Annotated in this window: 11 protein-coding genes, 2 tRNA genes and 4 pseudogenes; 10 read left to right on the forward strand and 7 right to left on the reverse strand. The window is 65.7% G+C overall.

What is annotated here, in order from left to right; genetic code table 11:
- Window positions 1-7: 7 nt before the first annotated feature.
- The 3 genes from P8T65_RS23685 to P8T65_RS23695 all read right to left on the reverse strand — a co-directional run bounded on the left by P8T65_RS23685 (window position 8) and on the right by P8T65_RS23695 (window position 2,758).
- Complete coding sequence (locus tag P8T65_RS23685) at window positions 8-511, reverse strand: hypothetical protein (RefSeq protein ID WP_316727258.1); 504 nt, start codon at window positions 509-511, stop codon at window positions 8-10.
- Between the two features lie 994 nt (window positions 512-1,505).
- Window positions 1,506-2,279 (reverse strand): hypothetical protein, encoded by a 774-nt coding sequence (locus tag P8T65_RS23690; protein WP_316727259.1) that lies wholly within the window; start codon window positions 2,277-2,279, stop codon window positions 1,506-1,508.
- A gap of 287 nt (window positions 2,280-2,566) precedes the next feature.
- Window positions 2,567-2,758 (reverse strand): hypothetical protein, encoded by a 192-nt coding sequence (locus P8T65_RS23695; RefSeq protein ID WP_399099888.1) that lies wholly within the window; start codon window positions 2,756-2,758, stop codon window positions 2,567-2,569.
- Window positions 2,759-3,216: 458 nt separating this feature from the next.
- Between P8T65_RS23695 and P8T65_RS23700 the strand changes: the two genes are divergently transcribed.
- A tRNA-Ser gene (locus P8T65_RS23700) sits at window positions 3,217-3,304 on the forward strand.
- 228 nt (window positions 3,305-3,532) lie between these two features.
- Here the strand turns inward: P8T65_RS23700 and P8T65_RS23705 are convergent.
- Window positions 3,533-3,868, reverse strand: coding sequence for a hypothetical protein (locus P8T65_RS23705; RefSeq protein ID WP_316727260.1), 336 nt, complete (start codon window positions 3,866-3,868; stop codon window positions 3,533-3,535).
- A gap of 508 nt (window positions 3,869-4,376) precedes the next feature.
- On the opposite strand from P8T65_RS23705, the gene P8T65_RS23710 reads away from it, so the two are divergent.
- From P8T65_RS23710 to P8T65_RS23720, 3 genes and pseudogenes are all read left to right on the forward strand, one after another.
- Window positions 4,377-4,895 carry a DUF6584 family protein gene (locus P8T65_RS23710; protein ID WP_316727261.1) on the forward strand — a complete coding sequence of 173 codons (519 nt, stop codon included), beginning with the start codon at window positions 4,377-4,379 and terminating at the stop codon, window positions 4,893-4,895.
- 102 nt (window positions 4,896-4,997) lie between these two features.
- A pseudogene (locus tag P8T65_RS23715) lies at window positions 4,998-5,763 on the forward strand (transposase).
- A gap of 731 nt (window positions 5,764-6,494) precedes the next feature.
- A protein-coding gene (locus tag P8T65_RS23720; protein WP_399099893.1) for an IS3 family transposase occupies window positions 6,495-7,747 on the forward strand; the annotation gives its coding sequence in 2 pieces (ribosomal slippage) (window positions 6,495-6,768 and window positions 6,768-7,747; 1,254 coding nt in all).
- Window positions 7,748-8,033: 286 nt separating this feature from the next.
- Here the strand turns inward: P8T65_RS23720 and P8T65_RS23725 are convergent.
- Window positions 8,034-8,477: a DUF6083 domain-containing protein gene (locus P8T65_RS23725; protein ID WP_316727263.1), complete on the reverse strand. Its 444-nt coding sequence runs from the start codon at window positions 8,475-8,477 to the stop codon at window positions 8,034-8,036.
- A 162-nt stretch (window positions 8,478-8,639) separates the two neighbouring features.
- On the opposite strand from P8T65_RS23725, the gene P8T65_RS23730 reads away from it, so the two are divergent.
- Window positions 8,640-8,725, forward strand: a tRNA-OTHER gene (locus tag P8T65_RS23730).
- Between the two features lie 142 nt (window positions 8,726-8,867).
- On the opposite strand, the gene P8T65_RS23735 is transcribed toward P8T65_RS23730, so the two are convergent.
- On the reverse strand, window positions 8,868-10,478 hold the full coding sequence (locus P8T65_RS23735; RefSeq protein WP_316727264.1) for an ISL3 family transposase: 1,611 nt from the start codon (window positions 10,476-10,478) through the stop codon (window positions 8,868-8,870).
- A gap of 152 nt (window positions 10,479-10,630) precedes the next feature.
- Between P8T65_RS23735 and P8T65_RS23740 the strand changes: the two are divergent.
- From P8T65_RS23740 to P8T65_RS23755, 4 genes and pseudogenes are all read left to right on the forward strand, one after another.
- Window positions 10,631-10,741 (forward strand): annotated as a pseudogene (locus tag P8T65_RS23740) (helix-turn-helix domain-containing protein); the annotation flags it as partial.
- Window positions 10,738-11,823, forward strand: a pseudogene (locus P8T65_RS23745) (replication initiator); the annotation flags it as partial. The pseudogenes P8T65_RS23740 and P8T65_RS23745, both read left to right, overlap by 4 nt.
- A complete protein-coding gene (locus P8T65_RS23750; protein WP_316727265.1) occupies window positions 11,820-12,032 on the forward strand; it encodes a helix-turn-helix domain-containing protein in 213 nt (70 codons plus the stop codon). The pseudogene P8T65_RS23745 and the gene P8T65_RS23750, both read left to right, overlap by 4 nt.
- Window positions 12,032-13,210, forward strand: a pseudogene (locus tag P8T65_RS23755) (tyrosine-type recombinase/integrase). The gene P8T65_RS23750 and the pseudogene P8T65_RS23755 overlap by 1 nt, the downstream one beginning before the upstream one ends.
- A gap of 128 nt (window positions 13,211-13,338) precedes the next feature.
- On the opposite strand, the gene P8T65_RS23760 reads toward P8T65_RS23755, so the two are convergent.
- Window positions 13,339-13,563: a hypothetical protein gene (locus tag P8T65_RS23760; protein WP_316727266.1), complete on the reverse strand. Its 225-nt coding sequence runs from the start codon at window positions 13,561-13,563 to the stop codon at window positions 13,339-13,341.
- A gap of 293 nt (window positions 13,564-13,856) precedes the next feature.
- Between P8T65_RS23760 and P8T65_RS23765 the strand changes: the two genes are divergently transcribed.
- Window positions 13,857-15,110, forward strand: coding sequence for an IS256 family transposase (locus P8T65_RS23765; protein WP_316727267.1), 1,254 nt, complete (start codon window positions 13,857-13,859; stop codon window positions 15,108-15,110).
- Window positions 15,111-15,123: the final 13 nt, after the last annotated feature.

Genomic DNA, 15,123 nt, shown 5'->3' on the forward strand with positions numbered 1-15,123 from the left:
GCGGGCATCAGGCAGGGGGTTCCCACGGCGGGACCAGCACGGCCCTGAAGTTCTCACCGCCGTACAGCGACTCGTAGAAGATCTCGACCATCAGACGCTCGCTGACGAGCCTCCAGAACCACGCGTGCTCGTCCCCGTCGAAGTCGTCGAGGAACAGCAGATACACGACTTGTCCGGTGAGGACGGGAACACCGGGTTGCAGCGTCGACACCTTCGGGGAGACCGAGTGCCCTCGCGTGAGCTGCCTGTACGTCTGCAGGTCCCACCCACCGACCACCTCGCCGTCCACCCGCACGACGCTCGTGGTGACTATGGCCGGTCCCAGACCGGCGTTGACGAGCTGGATGCCCGTCCTCGTCCCTTCGAAGTTCAGCACCCGCCGGATCTGCAGGAGAGGTCTCACCGACTGACGGTTGTGGGACCGGATGCTTCTCGATTCGGTGAAACTCACCCAGAGCGAAGCGAGTGCGATCACGGTCGCCGACACGGAGATCAGCATCTCCGGCTTCATGGGCCCCTCCCTCGCTCACCGTCGTAGCCGGTCGCCCTTCGCCATATGCCCGTTGTGGGCCGCCTTCTCGTGATCATGAACGCAGCCGGTACGCTGTACCCGCTCCGCCCCAGGTGGGCCGGGGCGTGGGTGGGTTGCCCGAGCGGCCTAAGGGAACGGTCTTGAATAACGTGAGGACGCGAAAAGCGTCCCCGTGGGCCCGGAACCTGCCCACTCCGCAGGGCATAGACATGCTGGTCAGAAGGGGTGCCTCTCATTGAGGGGCACCCCTTCTGCGTGTGGCTGTCTCACCTTGATCCGGCGCTGTCGCGGTGTGGATCAGTGCGTGTGGACCAGGCGTGGACCAGAGTTCGACCAGCCAGGAGCTTCAGACTCGCTGGTCATGGGCGCACTTGGCCGACGGTCGGGGCACCTCGCCATGATCCGGACCCGCAGGTGATCGGCACCAGGAGACTGCATTCCGGGCGCGGCTCGGTGGAGAGCAGTCGTCCCGGCCCGCTCGGTGGTCGGGCCGGGACGATGGAGAGCTACGAGTAGAAGCGACAGCGGCGACTTGGGGCGCAGGGCCGGCCACTCGAACCAGAGAGCACGTCGACGCTGAGCGTCAGCGACACTGGAGCGGGTGGTGACCCAAGTATGGGCGCCGCACCTCTAATGGGTGGGCACGTAGCCGTACACCAGCTTTACCCCACCTGATGTCGAGCAGTACAAGCAGTGAGGGCGTCAAGAACGCTCATAGAAGTCCAGTGACCTCGCGACCGGTTCCTGTTGATCACAGAGGAACTCGGTGACACAACTCATGCGGATTGGTTTATATCGCCACCAACCGGCAGGCCCTCTACGTCACTTTGCGGAAAGCTCGCCCTCAAGTCCTGCGTAGAAGACTGCCCCGGCGACACATATCGCCAAAACAATGCCCACGATCAAGGTGATCGTCCAGATTGTGCGTCGCGTCATTCAACTGCCTTCCTGAGGGAGTCCATTAAGGTGCCCTTTAGGGGTTTTTGATGGAGCCGTACCTGAAGCCAGTCTCGTCGCAGCGGAGGTGCTGACGCTTGTCCAGGTGGATTTCGCTGCCCTTGAAGATGAAGTCTACGTTCCAGGTGACGTAGGCGAGAGCGTTTCCGGCAGCTGAGATCCACTGGTCTTCCGGCTGGTTGTCGACCGACACGCCAGGGTTGAGATTCTTGTGGGTGGCAGACGCAACGTAGACCTTGGTGACCTTTGTCGAGTTTGCGCGATACCACTGGGTAAGCGTGTGCCGTGTGACTTCGATGCCCAGGACCTTCTGGTTGATCCAGTACGAGCACTTCCAGTCAACAGCCTTAGCCGCCGTCGCCATTGGTGCGGCCTCGGCGCCAACCGTAGTGGGTGCGGCCTCGGCACCAACAGTGGTAACGACGTCCCCACCAGCGAGCTTCGTCGTGATGGACGTGGCGTTTGGAGCGATTGCGGTGTCGGCGTCACCTTGCTCTCCCGCCAGAGCCTTTACCACCTCCGGATTGGCGAGGTAGTTGAGGAACTTCTGTTGGTTCCCGGCCGACAGTGCGGTGAACTGTTCTGCGATCTGGTCGGCTTCGGCAGTTTTCTGCTTCTTGAGCCAGGCGACGTATTCCTGAACGGTCGGAACCTCTGACTCGGTAGCGGCGACCGAAGTGGTCATACCAGTCAAAGTGCTCGCGACGATCGCCGCAGCGGCGATCGAGGCCCTGACTCCGAAGCGGCGAGACCCGGTGGCGCGAGAGAGTGACGATCGCATCAGCAGCATGATTCCCCCTGAAGATAAGCAAGTTGGACTGATCCCGCTTGCTGGTCATCAGTGAACTTAGGATCAATCACTCAGGTAGGGAACAGAATTGAGGAAGCTCAGAGGTTGATCCAAGAATTCACCACTGTCTTCTTCGATGAGCGCAGGGCAGTCGTCTGTGTCGACTAGGGCTATGCCCGAACACACTTGGCCAAACGCATGGACCATCTTCGGGGAGTGTAGAGGCGCTGCCCGATCCCCGGCTGGGCTGTCTGACACGGCGCCTCTTCTCCGGGACGGTCGCGCGTCTATGCCTCCTCGGCAGCTTCCAAGGCCCGCTCGATCTGCTGGTTCGAGCGCTGTTGGTTGCGGTGAATCGCTTTGGCGTAGAAGCGGAACAGGACTGCGATGCTGTGGCCCGCCCGGCGCGCGACCTCCGCTGGGGAGACGCCGGACTCAAGCCAGAGCGATACGCCCGCGTGGCGCATGGAGTACGGCACGTCAGCCAGCGGTGAGGCAGCTTCGGAGGCTGTCAGCGCTGCACGCCGGGCTGCCTTCCACGCCGCCCCGTACTCCTTGGAGTGAGGTTCCCCCCGCAGTGCGGGAGTGGGCGACGGCCACCTCGACGGCAACCACGGCACACACAGGCTGTCCAGCACAACTGTCAGCGATCACGGCGGACGACCACGGAAGCCCCTAGAAAGGAGGCTGCCCGCTCCTACGGATCAGAAGTTGCTCCGCCGCCCAGGCTCCGCCACCAGAGGTGCGGGAACCAAGCGCGAGGGCGTGGACGGCACGACAGTAGGCTTGCCCGGTGTCAGCGTGAGCCTCGGGTCAAGGACCGATCCAGAGATCTTGGGCCGAGTCATGCCAGTGGACCCCGTGTGGACCAAGAGCCCCGCGCTTGGCCGGCGCCCGGTACGCTGTACCCGCTCCGCCCCAGGTGGGCCGGGGCGCAGGTGGGTTGCCCGAGCGGCCTAAGGGAACGGTCTTGAAAACCGTCGTGGCGCAAGTCACCGTGGGTTCAAATCCCACACCCACCGCCAGATGAAACGGCCCCTGACCAGGCAATTGGTCAGGGGCCGTCGTCTTCTGCGGTTCCCGCTCAGCACCGTGGTTCCCCGTGGCTTCCCGCTGGATCGGGCACGGATGGGGCACGTGCACCTTCTGATCCGTAGCTCTGCAGAGATCGGTCATTGGAGGTCATGCAGACCGGGAGAGCCATGAGGGTCGGTGTCGGTCGCTGGGGTTGCTGTACTTCGCTGCTGTACCGCTCACAGGTTTACTCGGGACTCCGTCTCGCGACTCCCCTGCCTCAACCTGACGTACGCCGGCCTGAACAGTAGGCCGCGAAGGGTCGGCTCCATGACCTTGAAGAGCGCTTCGGCGTCCGCCCCGTAGGCGTACAGCACGGCTTCGCCTCCGCCGAACTCGTTCCCATCGACCTCACCGACTCCAGCCTTCTCGACTGCGGCGGCCATCGCGCGCTCAGCATCGAAGATTGCTTCACGCTCCGCACGTGAGCCGTACTGGTCATTGCTCAGCCGATAGTGGGCAATGACGGCGTGCTCCGGTGTCTCCGGTTCGGGGAGATCGAACAGCGTATCCATGAGCGCACGATGTCACCTGCCCCTGACAACGCGCCCTCAACAGGCATACCCCCACCCGGCTGGAACGTGCATGCTTTCCAACTGTGGTGGTGTCACCCGGGCCTCCGTGCAGGGGCGTTCACCTGGATTCACGGGCGGGTGGCTGCCGGTGCAGGGACTGCCTTGAGTCTCGGCTGTACGGCCGTGAACGGGGCTGAATGAGACGGAAACTGAGACGGCGCGGGCTGCTGCAGTCAGCCTGTCACTACCGTGTTGCGTGGCTCGTCATTCGGCCAGTAGGCGGCGCGGACGGACGCCGGATGCGGAAGGTGTAGCACGTGAAGATTCGGAGAGCCTTCCAGTCGACTTTCGAGGCTGGAGGGGTGCGAATTCTATGCATCATCTAAGGGCTGTCCCGTAAGTGAGGGTGTCCCGTCTCAGTGGGTTTCCGTCGATGCCGTTGAGAGCGGCAAGTGTTGAGCAACAAACCAGGTCGACGTGGATCAGTGCGGTACCCGATGATGCGTTCATGCCCCTGAGAGAGACCATTGCCCGAGTCGATGCAGACCTGGCCGCCGGCCGGGTTCCCGTCGCGCGCCAGCGTCTGCGCGGTCTCGTCTCATCCTTTCCGTATGACCTGACGCTCCGTCGGCGTCTGGCCGAGGTATACCGGCTCTACGGCGATAGCGCCGAGGCCGGACGCTGGATGTACCTCGAAGAGGACCGCAACGCCGACGAGACCGCCGCCTTCGAGGCGCGGTACGGGTCTCCCGGGTGGCGGATGAAGGCCCTCGCCTGGCGCGGCCCCGAGGCGATGGCTGCCACCTCCTTCGCGGAGAAGCAGCTGGTCGCAGTGCGGAACGCCTGCGCCGAGGAGTTGGGGCACCTCGTCGACTGGGACGACCCCGCCTCCTACCGGGACGGCCTGCAAGAGAAGTACGAGGAGGCGCCCTCCGGGCCGTGGACGGTCGGCGGTGTACTGGCGGGCGTCGGCTGCCTGGCGTTCCTCGTGATCTGGGTAATTGGAGTCGTTGCCCTCTTCGACTGAACCAAATCGCCAGGGGCCGGTGGGGACCGCCGCTCAAGGTTGGGTGGGACGTCGAGACCTGCCGTGAGCGGGACGTCTGGCGACGAGTGAAATGATCTCGCGGTGTCTGCTGTGATTACGGCGTCGCAGCCGTCGTGGATAGCCCCGTTCACTGGGTGAGCCCCCGTTGTTTCGGGACGTTGGTGGCGCAGCTGCGGCACGAGGGAGCTGACGCGGTCCGCAGAGGTCGGCCGTGGAGCCTGCCATTGGAAGATCGGGTGCTGCTGGTCACGGCGTACTGGCGCACCAACTTGACACTGCGCCAGCTTGCCCCGCTGTTCGGTGTCTCGAAATCCGCGGCTGACCGCATCATCAGACACCTTGGTCCCCTGCTCGCGCTCAAGTCCCGCAGCCGGTTTCGCATGGCCACCGTGTTCATCGTGGACGGAACCTTGGTGCCCAGCCGCGACCACACGGTGGCCGAGCGGTCGAAGAACTACCGCTATTCCACCAACCACCAGGTCGTCATCGACGCTGACACCCGGCGCGTCGTCGTGGTCGGCCGTTGCCCGGCAACCGCAACGAATGCAAGGCGTGGGCACTGTCCGGAGCCAAGGCCGCTGTCGGCCGCACCACTGTGATCGCCGACGGCGGCTACCGGGGCACCGGCCTGGTCATCCCGCACCGCCGCGAGCGCGGGCAGAGCGCACTGCCGGCCTGGAAGGAAGAGCACAATAGTTCTCACCGCCAGGTCCGTGCCCGTGTTGAGCACGCCTTCGCACGCATGAAGACCTGGAAGATCCTCCGCGACTGCCGCTTGAAGGGCGACGGCGTCCATCACGCGATGAGCGGAATCGCCCGCCTACACAACCTCGCACTCAGCCGATAGGCGAGCAGAGCGGGTGGTAGCCGATCACGGCCCCGCTGACTCGAAGATCTTTACGGGACAAGCCTTGGCATAGAGGTCTGCGACATGAGTGTAAAAACTCTTGGGAATACAACAAGGTCGACGATGTGTTGATGACAGGCTTCCAGCAGGTCGACTACATCTTCCGTTGCCCCGTTCCCGTCGGATGAAAATGCTGGGTCATCTTTCAAGGTCAGATTAAAGGTATGGCTCAGTGAGGTCCCTTGACCCTCATCGGATCCTTGAATGTGAAACAAAATGGACCCATCGGCGAATGTGTCATCACCTGGAAGTAGGCGGCGGTTGGAGGGTCCGTCGCTGGTCCAGTAAATTAGATCCGGCCACCAGGTCAGTAGGGCATGGCGTCGATGCTTGTCTACATTCCAGAGGGTGTCAAGACGATGAAGGATGCCCCAGTGGGCTGCGTCCTCGAACTTTCGATCTAGTGCGACGCCAAGTCGGTGGGCCTCTTCAAGGTTTGCGAAATCTTGAACGGATCTGAATGCTGAACGAGCCTGGCTATTGTATAGTTTCCCCTTCTTTCCCTTGAAGAAATCTTGAAACACTGTGGGGGTATTGCGGATGGGGAACGCTGGTACCCTCTCTTGGTCCGCAGTCAAGGTTCCACCTTGCCCTTGCGCGGCAACCGAGTGCGCCAGGCTCTGAACCGTTCCGGGTTCGGTAGGGACTCGATCATTTGAGAGGATCGAGTCATGGCACGCCCTTCCCAGTACCCGCTTGAGCTGCGCAAGCGAGCTGTCCGCATGGTCGCCGAGGTGCGGCCGGAGTACGACACCGAGTGGTCCGCGATGAAAGCCGTCGCGTCGAAACTCGGCATCGGCACGACCGAGACGCTGCGTAAGTGGGTGCGGCAGGACCAGATCGACGCCGGCGCCCGGCCGGGCACGACGACGGATGAGTCGGCGGAGCTGAAGCGGCTGAGGAAGGAGAACGCTGAGCTGAAGAGGGCGAACGACATCCTCAAGGCAGCAGCGTCTTTCTTCGCGGCCGAGCTCGACCGGCCACACACACGCTCGTAGCGTTCATCGACGAGCACAAGGGCCGCTTCGGCGGCGTCGAGCCGATCTGCCGGGTCCTCACCGACCACGACTGCAAGATCGCCCCCTCCACCTACTACGCACACCGCAAACGCCAGGACGCCCCCGCGGCCCGCACCGTCCGCGACACCGAACTGAAGCCCCTGATCAAGGAGGCGTACGACACCAACTACCGTGTCTACGGTGCCAGAAAGATCTGGCGCCACCTGAACCGACAAGGCCATTCCGTGGCCCGCTGCACCGTCGAACGCCTCATGCGCGAACTCGGCATCACCGGCGCCGTCCGCGGCAAGAAGGTGATCACCACGATCCCCGACCCCATCGCACCCAGGGCACCGGACCTGGTCGACCGCGACTTCGTCGCCGACGCACCGAACCGCTGCTGGGTCGCAGACTTCACCCACGTGGCGACCTGGACCGGCGTCGTCTACGTCGCCTTCGTCGTGGACACCTTCTCGCGCCGCATCGTCGGCTGGTCGGCCGCCACCACGAAGGAGACCCGGCTCGTCCTGGACGCGCTGGAGATGGCCTTGTGGCAACGCGACCGCGACCAACGCCCCCACATTCGAGGCGAGTTGATACATCACTCGGACGCCGGGTCGCAATACACGTCGTTCAAGCTGGCCGACCATCTGGATGCCGCCGGCATCGCGGCGAGCATCGGCTCGGTCGGGGACGCCCTGGACAACGCCCTGATGGAATCGACGATCGGACTCTACAAAACCGAGTTGATCAAGCCCCAGCGGCCGTGGCGAACGCTCTCCCAGGTCGAGCTCGCCACCGCCGAGTGGGTCGACTGGTACAACCACAGTCGACTCCACGGTGAGATAGGGCACATCCCGCCCGTCGAGTACGAAGCAAACCACTACCTCAGCACCACGAAACCCCAGGTCACGCCCAACATCTGAGCTCTCTACGGAACCCGGAACGGTTCACTCTCTAGGGCGCTACGTAGGTTATGTAATGCATCTCCGATGGTTGCGGAGATATCTGCAGGAATCGCCTTCAAGTGTGTGAGGCGGTAGGCCAGGATGTCTGGATTGCTCGTTGGCTCTGGCGTCAGTGAGTATGGTTCGGACTGCCGGAATTCTTCTACCAGGCGGCGAAGTGTGTTGATGTGCTCCTTTGCGCGATTCGCCTTTACCCACCATGACGCCTTTGTGCCACCCCAATGCGGGTCGTAGGTGATGATCATCATGCCATGATGCGTTCCGAAGCGGTTATTCGTCTGTTAAGTGGATCGATTCCACGGACCCGTACGGCCACGATATCCGTGGGGATGGGGGATCGGTCCGGAAGCCCCGTCAAACGCCACCGGAAGGCCTCTGGGACGTCCTTGGCGGGCAACTCCACCATGGCGAGACTGACCCATCGGTCGTAGTTCGTGGGGCATATGCGGACCAAGCTTCCGCATTCGGGGCAAACGGGCGGCTCGATCCAGGTCACGTCGTCGGGGTCAAGGTCCGGTCTGGGTGCGGCTGTGGCTCCGTCGGCTTCGGTCATCTCGTTGGCGAAGGTGTTCCAGCACCTCTCGCAGTAGCTCGCCATGAGGCCGAACCGTCCGCGCTCACGCACGGTGTGGCTGGTCTCCCCGCAGCGATGGCATGCCGACTGGTCACGATCCCGAATCGCCCCCATGTGTTTGAGTGTGGGCGAATCTGACCGGATCCCGGTAGGTCGTGATTTGGCCTCATCCGACGATCAGGGGCGCAGTCATCCAAGCGCGGAGATCGGCGCGACCTGAGGCGTCATCCCTCAAAGAGGTGGGCTTGCCGGCCTCTGAGGCAGTACGATCCGCCTGGCCATGAGTCGTTTTAGCGGCCCAAGACGTCGCACTCGGGTTCGCCCCGATGCGGAAACCCCGGTTCGAATCCGGGCCGTGGCCACCTCGACACGTCCACACCTTCCCGCGTCGGCCTGCCCTCTCCGATGCGCACTACGGGTGTCGCCGTTCCGTGAACCGTGGTTCTGGATCACTTTCCGTGCTGGAGCCACGGAGGGTTACCACGACCGCGATCATGGACGGCCTCACGCCGCGAGGAGGACGCGTTTGCGGAGCAGGTCGAAGTTGGCGCGGCCGAACATCTGCCGCTTGAGCATCTTGATCTTGTTGTTATGGCCTTCGACTGCGCCAGAGCTGTAGGGCAGGCTGAGCCCGGCGACGACGGCGTCGAGGTCCTGGCCGAGGCCGGTGACGAAGGCATGCAGGGCGGGCAGGTCATCGGCCTGGACACACTCGATCCATTGGTCCAGCTGCTTTCCTTGGCGGTTGTTCATCAACTCGGCGAAGGAACGTACGTGTTCGGCGGTGCGGCCGAGTTCGGGGCAGCGGGCGAGGATCGCCTTGAGCCGCTGGACCTGGTCGCTGTCGAGGCGGTCGGGGCGGCGGGTGATCCAGCTGGTCACGTCTCGCACGGACGGGTGCTTGCGGGGCGGATCGTCGTGCGGGAACGCTTCACGGAGCTGCTGCACGTACCTCTTCACGACGCTCTCGCCGCCGGGGTAGCCGCGCTCACGCAGTTCCTCGAACAGACGGCGGGCGACGGTGCAGCCCTCGGCCCACCGCTGATGCAGATAAGGCTTGTAGGGATCGAGGATGCTGCTGCGGCCGGTCCACTGTCCTACCAGCAGTTCGTCCGCGGTGGCCGCGCGGGCCAGGCGGCGCACGGTGTTGCGGGCCAGGCCGAGCCGGCGAGCGATCGGCCGGAGGCCGAGCCCGTCGTCGAGCAGGGCGTGGACGGCTGTGTGCTGTTCGCGGACCCGGTCCGACAGGCGGCCGGAGTGTCGCGGTTCGCCTGAGGGACGCGGCGGGAACCCCGTGGTGTTCACGGGTGTGTTGGTGCGGACCGGGCTGGTCTCCTCTGGCTCGCGCAGCAGGGCGCGGTGCTGGATGACCGTCTTCTCGACGGCCTCGACGAGGTTTTTCCAGATGTGCCACCGGTCCGCGACGTGGACCGCGTCCGGGGCGCCGAGCCGTCCGGCCTCGGCGTATGCGGTCGACCGGTCACGGCAGATCACCTCGACGCCGGGGTGGTCGGCGAGCCAGGCGGACACCGTGGCCGTGGTGCGGTCGGGCAGCAGATCAACCGGGCGGCGGGTGTCGATGTCCACCAGGATCGTGCCGTAATTGTGTCCCTTGCGCAGGGCGAACTCGTCCACTCCGAGCACCCGCGGCGTGTGCACCTCGGGCTCCGGGAGGCGGCGTATCAGCCGCAGGAGAGTCGACCGGCTCGCCCGGACCGCGAGTGTGTCCGCCAGGCGGGCGCCGGCCCGGCCCGCCAGCATCACGGCCACCCGTTGCAGCACCGTCTGCAGCCCGGTGCTTCGCCTCCCGTACCGGAAGGTCAGCCCTTCGACCTGCTCTGCGAACGTGGCCTGCGTGCAGGCGCGTTCACGGCAGCGGAACCGCCGGACCTGTAACTCGATCACCACAGGACGCCCGGCGACCGCGGTGTCGGTGAGGCGGCGTACGTATCGGCTGTGCACCCGGCCCGACGTCGTCCCGCAGGCATGACACGCGGCCTGCTCTGCCGACGCACGGGCCCGCACGAGCACCAACTCGCCATCCACTACTGCCTTTTCGATCACAACGCCTTCGGCCTTGTGGAACCACAGGCCCTGGAGGAACACATCACCCACGGCCGTCCATGATCGCGGTCGTGGTAACCCTCCGTGGCTCCAGCACGGAAAGTGATCCAGAACCTGAACCGTGACCCCCTATCGGTCGATGAAAAGTGACCCCTTCCGTGATCAAGTGATCAGTCTGGCTCCATGGGAGTCAGGTGGAAGAGGTGATCGGTGTGGAGGACTGGGCTGAGATCCGGCGGCTCCACTGTGCGGAGGGCATGTCGATCAAGGGGATCGCGCGGCATCTGGGGATCGCCCGGAACACCGTGCATTCCACCTCGTCACGGCCGGACTGAGCGGCGGCAAGGGCATCGGCCCCGCCGTTGCCCAACACCCCCGCGTCTTCGCCACCTTCACCGCCCCCTCCTTCGGCCCCGTCCACAACCGCCCCACCGGCGGCCGGTGCCGCTGCGGCCAGTCCCACCCGGAGGGCGACCCCACCCTGGGAACCCCACTCGACCCCGACCGGTACGACTACCGCGCGGCCGTCCTGTGGAACGCGCACGCCGGTGCCCTCTGGGCCCGCTTCACCACCTACCTGCGCCAACAGCTCGCCGCCCGCGCGGGCCTCACCCGCTCGGAACTCCGCGACTCCCTCAAGGTCTCGTACGCCAAGGTCGCCGAATACCAGCAACGCGGCGCCGTCCACTTCCACGCCGTCATCCGCCTCGACGGCCCGGAAGGCGCCGAGGACTTACCACCGCCGTGGGCCACAACCGAACTCCTCACCGACGCCATCCGCACGGCGGCCCGCCTCGCCGAAACACCCGGCCCGGTCCTCGACGGACGCCCCCACACCTTCCGCCTCGGCAAACAGCTCGACATCCGCCCCATCCGCTCGGCCGACTTCGCGGGCACCTCGGAACTCTCCAGCCGCGCCGTCGCCTCGTACATCGCGAAGTACGCCACCAAGGGCGCCGAGACGGCCGGCACCCTCGACCGCCCCATTCGCAACCCGATCACCGACCTGATCGGCTCCGGCGTCACCGACCACGCCCGACAGCTGATCCTCACCTGCTGGCACCTCGGCGCCCGCCCCGAACTCGAAGCCCTCCGCCTGCGCAAGTGGGCCCACATGCTCGGCTTCCGCGGCCACTTCTCCACCAAGTCCCGCGCCTACTCCGTCACCCTCGGCGCCCTCCGCCAGGAACGCGCCGACCACAACGAAGCACTCACCCGCGCCCGCGCCGCCGAAGCAGGGCACCCCCTGCCCGACCCGGACACCGTCCTCGTCCTGTCGCATTGGCGCTTCGCCGGGACCGGATGGACCGCTGCGGAACACCTCGTCGCCCTTGGCACACCACCGCCCACGCCCGATCCGCGCACGGGCGCGGGGCAAGGAGAGCCGACCGCATGAACGACCGCTACATGTCCGTGGACCAGGTCGCCGAGCTGCTGGGCACGACCATCCGCTTTCCTCGGCGTCTGGTCGAGGAGCGGCGCATCCGGTTCGTGAAGGTCGGCCGGCACGTTCGTATCCCGGAGAGCGCCGTTCGGGAGTTCATCGCCGCCAACACCGTGGAGCCGATCGTTCTGCGGCCAACGGGCCCGCGGAGGGCTGCCTGATGGCTGGCAAGCGCAAGTCCCGCCGGAACTTCGGCCGTGTCCGCAAGCTCCCCTCGGGCCGCTTCCAAGCCCGGTACCCGGGGCCCGGCGGCGTGCTGCGGCCTGCGGATCGTACGTTCGCGACGTCCACGGACGCTGACCGGTGGCTGGCCAAGAAGCGCATCGAGATCGAAGACGGGCGTTGGCTCGACCCTGCCGAGGGGCAGACGACCGTGCGCGACTGGGCGGCTCGCTGGCTCGCTGCCGTCTCTCCTCAGCTCAAGCACAAGACCCAAGCGTCATACCGGTCGTTGATCAACTCGCTGATCGATCCGGCGCTCGGCGACCGTGAGCTGTCCGGCCTCCGGCCGATCACGGTCACTGAGTGGGTGGCCAGCATGAACACCCGAGGGCTCAGCGCCTCGCGCATACGGTAGGCGTATCGGGTGCTGTCGCAGATCATGCGGGCTGCTGTCGACAACGACATGATCCCGCAGACGCCGTGCCGGGGCGTGAAGCTGCCGCGTATGCCGCAGACAGAGCCGCACATCCTGACCCCGCTCGAAGCCTCCCGGATCGTGCGGAGCGCTGCCAAGCCGCATGACGTGCTGATCGCGCTCCTCGCCTACGCGGGCCTGCGGGTGGGGGAGGCGTTCGCCCTCCGGCGCGTTGACATCGACGTGTCCGGCGGCTTTGTCCTGGTCGACGAGAACCTGGCCGAAGCCAACGGCGCCCTGGTCTTCGACACACCGAAGTCCCATCAGAAGCGGCTTCTTCGCGTCGGTCCGTCGCTCGCGAAGCGGCTCGGCCGGCACTTGGAGACTCTGTCCGGCGGGGATGACGCACTCTTGTTCACAACACCCGGCGGCAAGCCGCTGCGCTACAACCAGTGGCGCAAGGCGTACTTCGACCCCGCCGTCTCGGCGGCCGGGCTCACCGACGTGACCCCGCACGACCTTCGGGCCTCACATGGGACGTGGGTCGCCGACCGCTACGGCGTCATGACCGCCGCTCACCGGCTAGGCCACTCGAACGCGAGCGTCACGACTCGGCACTACGCCCGGCCGGTCGCCGGTCGTGATGACCAGGTTGCCGAAGCGGCGGACTTCTGGCTCAGCGGGCACGATCCGGCCCCAGGGGCACGGAGCAGGCACGACGACGATGACGACGGCTCCGCCGGTGTGCTCGTACCCGTCTGACCTGCGGAGGGTTGACGAAGCGAGTCGCCCTGGAGGAGCTGAAAGCTCAGCTCCTCCAGGGCGACTCGGCTGCTAGCGGTACGGTCTGCTCATACACGTTCGCCGGGAACCTCCTTTGGAGGTCCGGCTCAGCGGCGAAGCTTCTTGCGCACCCACAGAGCCCCGATCACGCCGCCCACGACCATCAGGTACACAGTCACGGGCCCGTCGTTCAGCAGGAGACCGGGCATCGCGATCACAGCCACGATCAGCAGCCACCCGCACCCAGCCGTGGCGAGGTGAGCGCCGTCAGGGCGGGGTTGCTCGTTCTCCACGGTTCTCCATTCGAGGCTCTCGCCAGCTGACTCACGCATGCGACTTCACGGCTCCCAACGGTACGCCGTTCGGCACGTGACGGCAGGTACAGGCCGGCTATGCGCAGTGGATGACGGCCGTCTGGGAGAAGACGTTGTGATCGCCCCAGGTACCGTTGCTGTTGCGTAGCGTGGCGTTACCTATGTTGCTGCGGTATCGCCAACCGCTGAGCAATGCTCAGGACTTGTGGATCGGTCTTCGGGGCGGGACGCGAAGGGCGTACCTTCCCGAGTGATCTACAAGTCACCGAGTAGAGGCCCGCGTTCGCAGCGCGGGTCGGGAAGGCACGCCCGTGCTCAGCGTAGTGAATGCCGACGGCTCGACCGAGTCCGGCTCCCTGATCGACGAGATCGTCCGTGAGGGCGCCCGGCGGATGCTCGCCGCCGCGCTGGAGGCCGAGGTCAACCAGTACATAGCCGAGTTGGCCGCCGAGACGGACGAGGCCGGGCGGCGCCTGGTGGTCCGCAACGGCCGTCACCGGCCCCGCACCGTGACCACCGCCGCAGGTCCCGTCGAGGTCACGGCCCCGCGCGTGAACGACAAGCGGGTCGACGCGGCCACCGGCGAGCGGATGCGGTTCTCCTCGAAGATCCTGCCGCCGTGGTGCCGCAAGTCGCCCAAGGTCAGCGAGGTACTGCCGCTGCTCTACCTGCACGGACTGTCCTCGGGGGACTTTGTGCCCGCGCTGGAGCAGTTCCTCGGCAGCTCGGCCGGCCTGTCGCCGGCCACCGTGACCCGGCTGACGAAGCAGTGGAGCGACGACCACACCACCTTCCAGCAGCGCGACCTCACCGAGGCCGACTACGTGTACGTGTGGGCCGACGGGGTGCACCCCAAGGTCCGGCTCGGGCAGGCGCACTCCTGCGTCCTGGTGCTGATGGGCGTGCGCCTGGACGGCACCAAGGAACTGATCGCCCTGGCCGAGGGGCTGCGCGAGTCCACCGAGTCGTGGGCCGACCTGCTGCGCGACTGCCGCCGCCGGGGCATGCGCGATCCCGAGCTGGTCGTCGGCGACGGAGCGATGGGCCTGTGGAAGGCACTGGCGGAGGTGTTCCCGGCCGCCCGCCACCAGCGGTGCTGGGTCCACAAGGCCCGGAATATCACGAACGCCCTGCCGAAGTCCGCGCAGCCAGGCGCGACGAAGGCGATGCAGGAGATCTACAACGCCGAGGACCGCACACACGCCGAGAAGGCGATCGAGGCGTTCGCCAAGACCTACGGCGCCAAGTTCCCCAAGGCCCTCGCGAAGATCACAGAGGATCGCGACGAGCTGCTGGCGTTCTACGACTTCCCCGCCGAGCACTGGATCCACCTGCGGACCACGAACCCGATCGAGTCGACGTTCTCCACCGTCAAGCTCCGCACCAAGGTCACCCGCGGCGCCGGCAGCCCGGCCGCAGCCCTCGCAATGGTGTTCAAGCTCGTCGAGTCTGCCCAGGCCCGCTGGCGCGCAATCCGAGGAGCCCACCTCGTCGCCCTGGTCCGCGCGGGCGCCACGTTCGAGAACGGCGTCCTGGTCGAGCGTTCGGAGGCCGCCGCTGCCTGATCACACGTCACCC

The sequence above is a fragment of the Streptomyces sp. 11x1 genome, from assembly GCF_032598905.1.
Taxonomy (GTDB): Bacteria; Actinomycetota; Actinomycetes; order Streptomycetales; family Streptomycetaceae; genus Streptomyces.

Excerpts from the sequence above, each read along its gene's own strand:
- P8T65_RS23750 (WP_316727265.1), top strand. The coding sequence starts at position 11,820 with ATGAACGACCGCTACATGTCCGTGGACCAGGTCGCCGAGCTGCTGGGC.
- P8T65_RS23690 (WP_316727259.1), bottom strand. The coding sequence starts at position 2,279 with ATGCTGCTGATGCGATCGTCACTCTCTCGCGCCACCGGGTCTCGCCGC.
- P8T65_RS23760 (WP_316727266.1), bottom strand. The coding sequence starts at position 13,563 with ATGCGTGAGTCAGCTGGCGAGAGCCTCGAATGGAGAACCGTGGAGAAC.
- P8T65_RS23705 (WP_316727260.1), bottom strand. The coding sequence starts at position 3,868 with ATGGATACGCTGTTCGATCTCCCCGAACCGGAGACACCGGAGCACGCC.
- P8T65_RS23685 (WP_316727258.1), bottom strand. The coding sequence starts at position 511 with ATGAAGCCGGAGATGCTGATCTCCGTGTCGGCGACCGTGATCGCACTC.
- P8T65_RS23725 (WP_316727263.1), bottom strand. The coding sequence starts at position 8,477 with ATGGGGGCGATTCGGGATCGTGACCAGTCGGCATGCCATCGCTGCGGG.
- P8T65_RS23710 (WP_316727261.1), top strand. The coding sequence starts at position 4,377 with ATGCCCCTGAGAGAGACCATTGCCCGAGTCGATGCAGACCTGGCCGCC.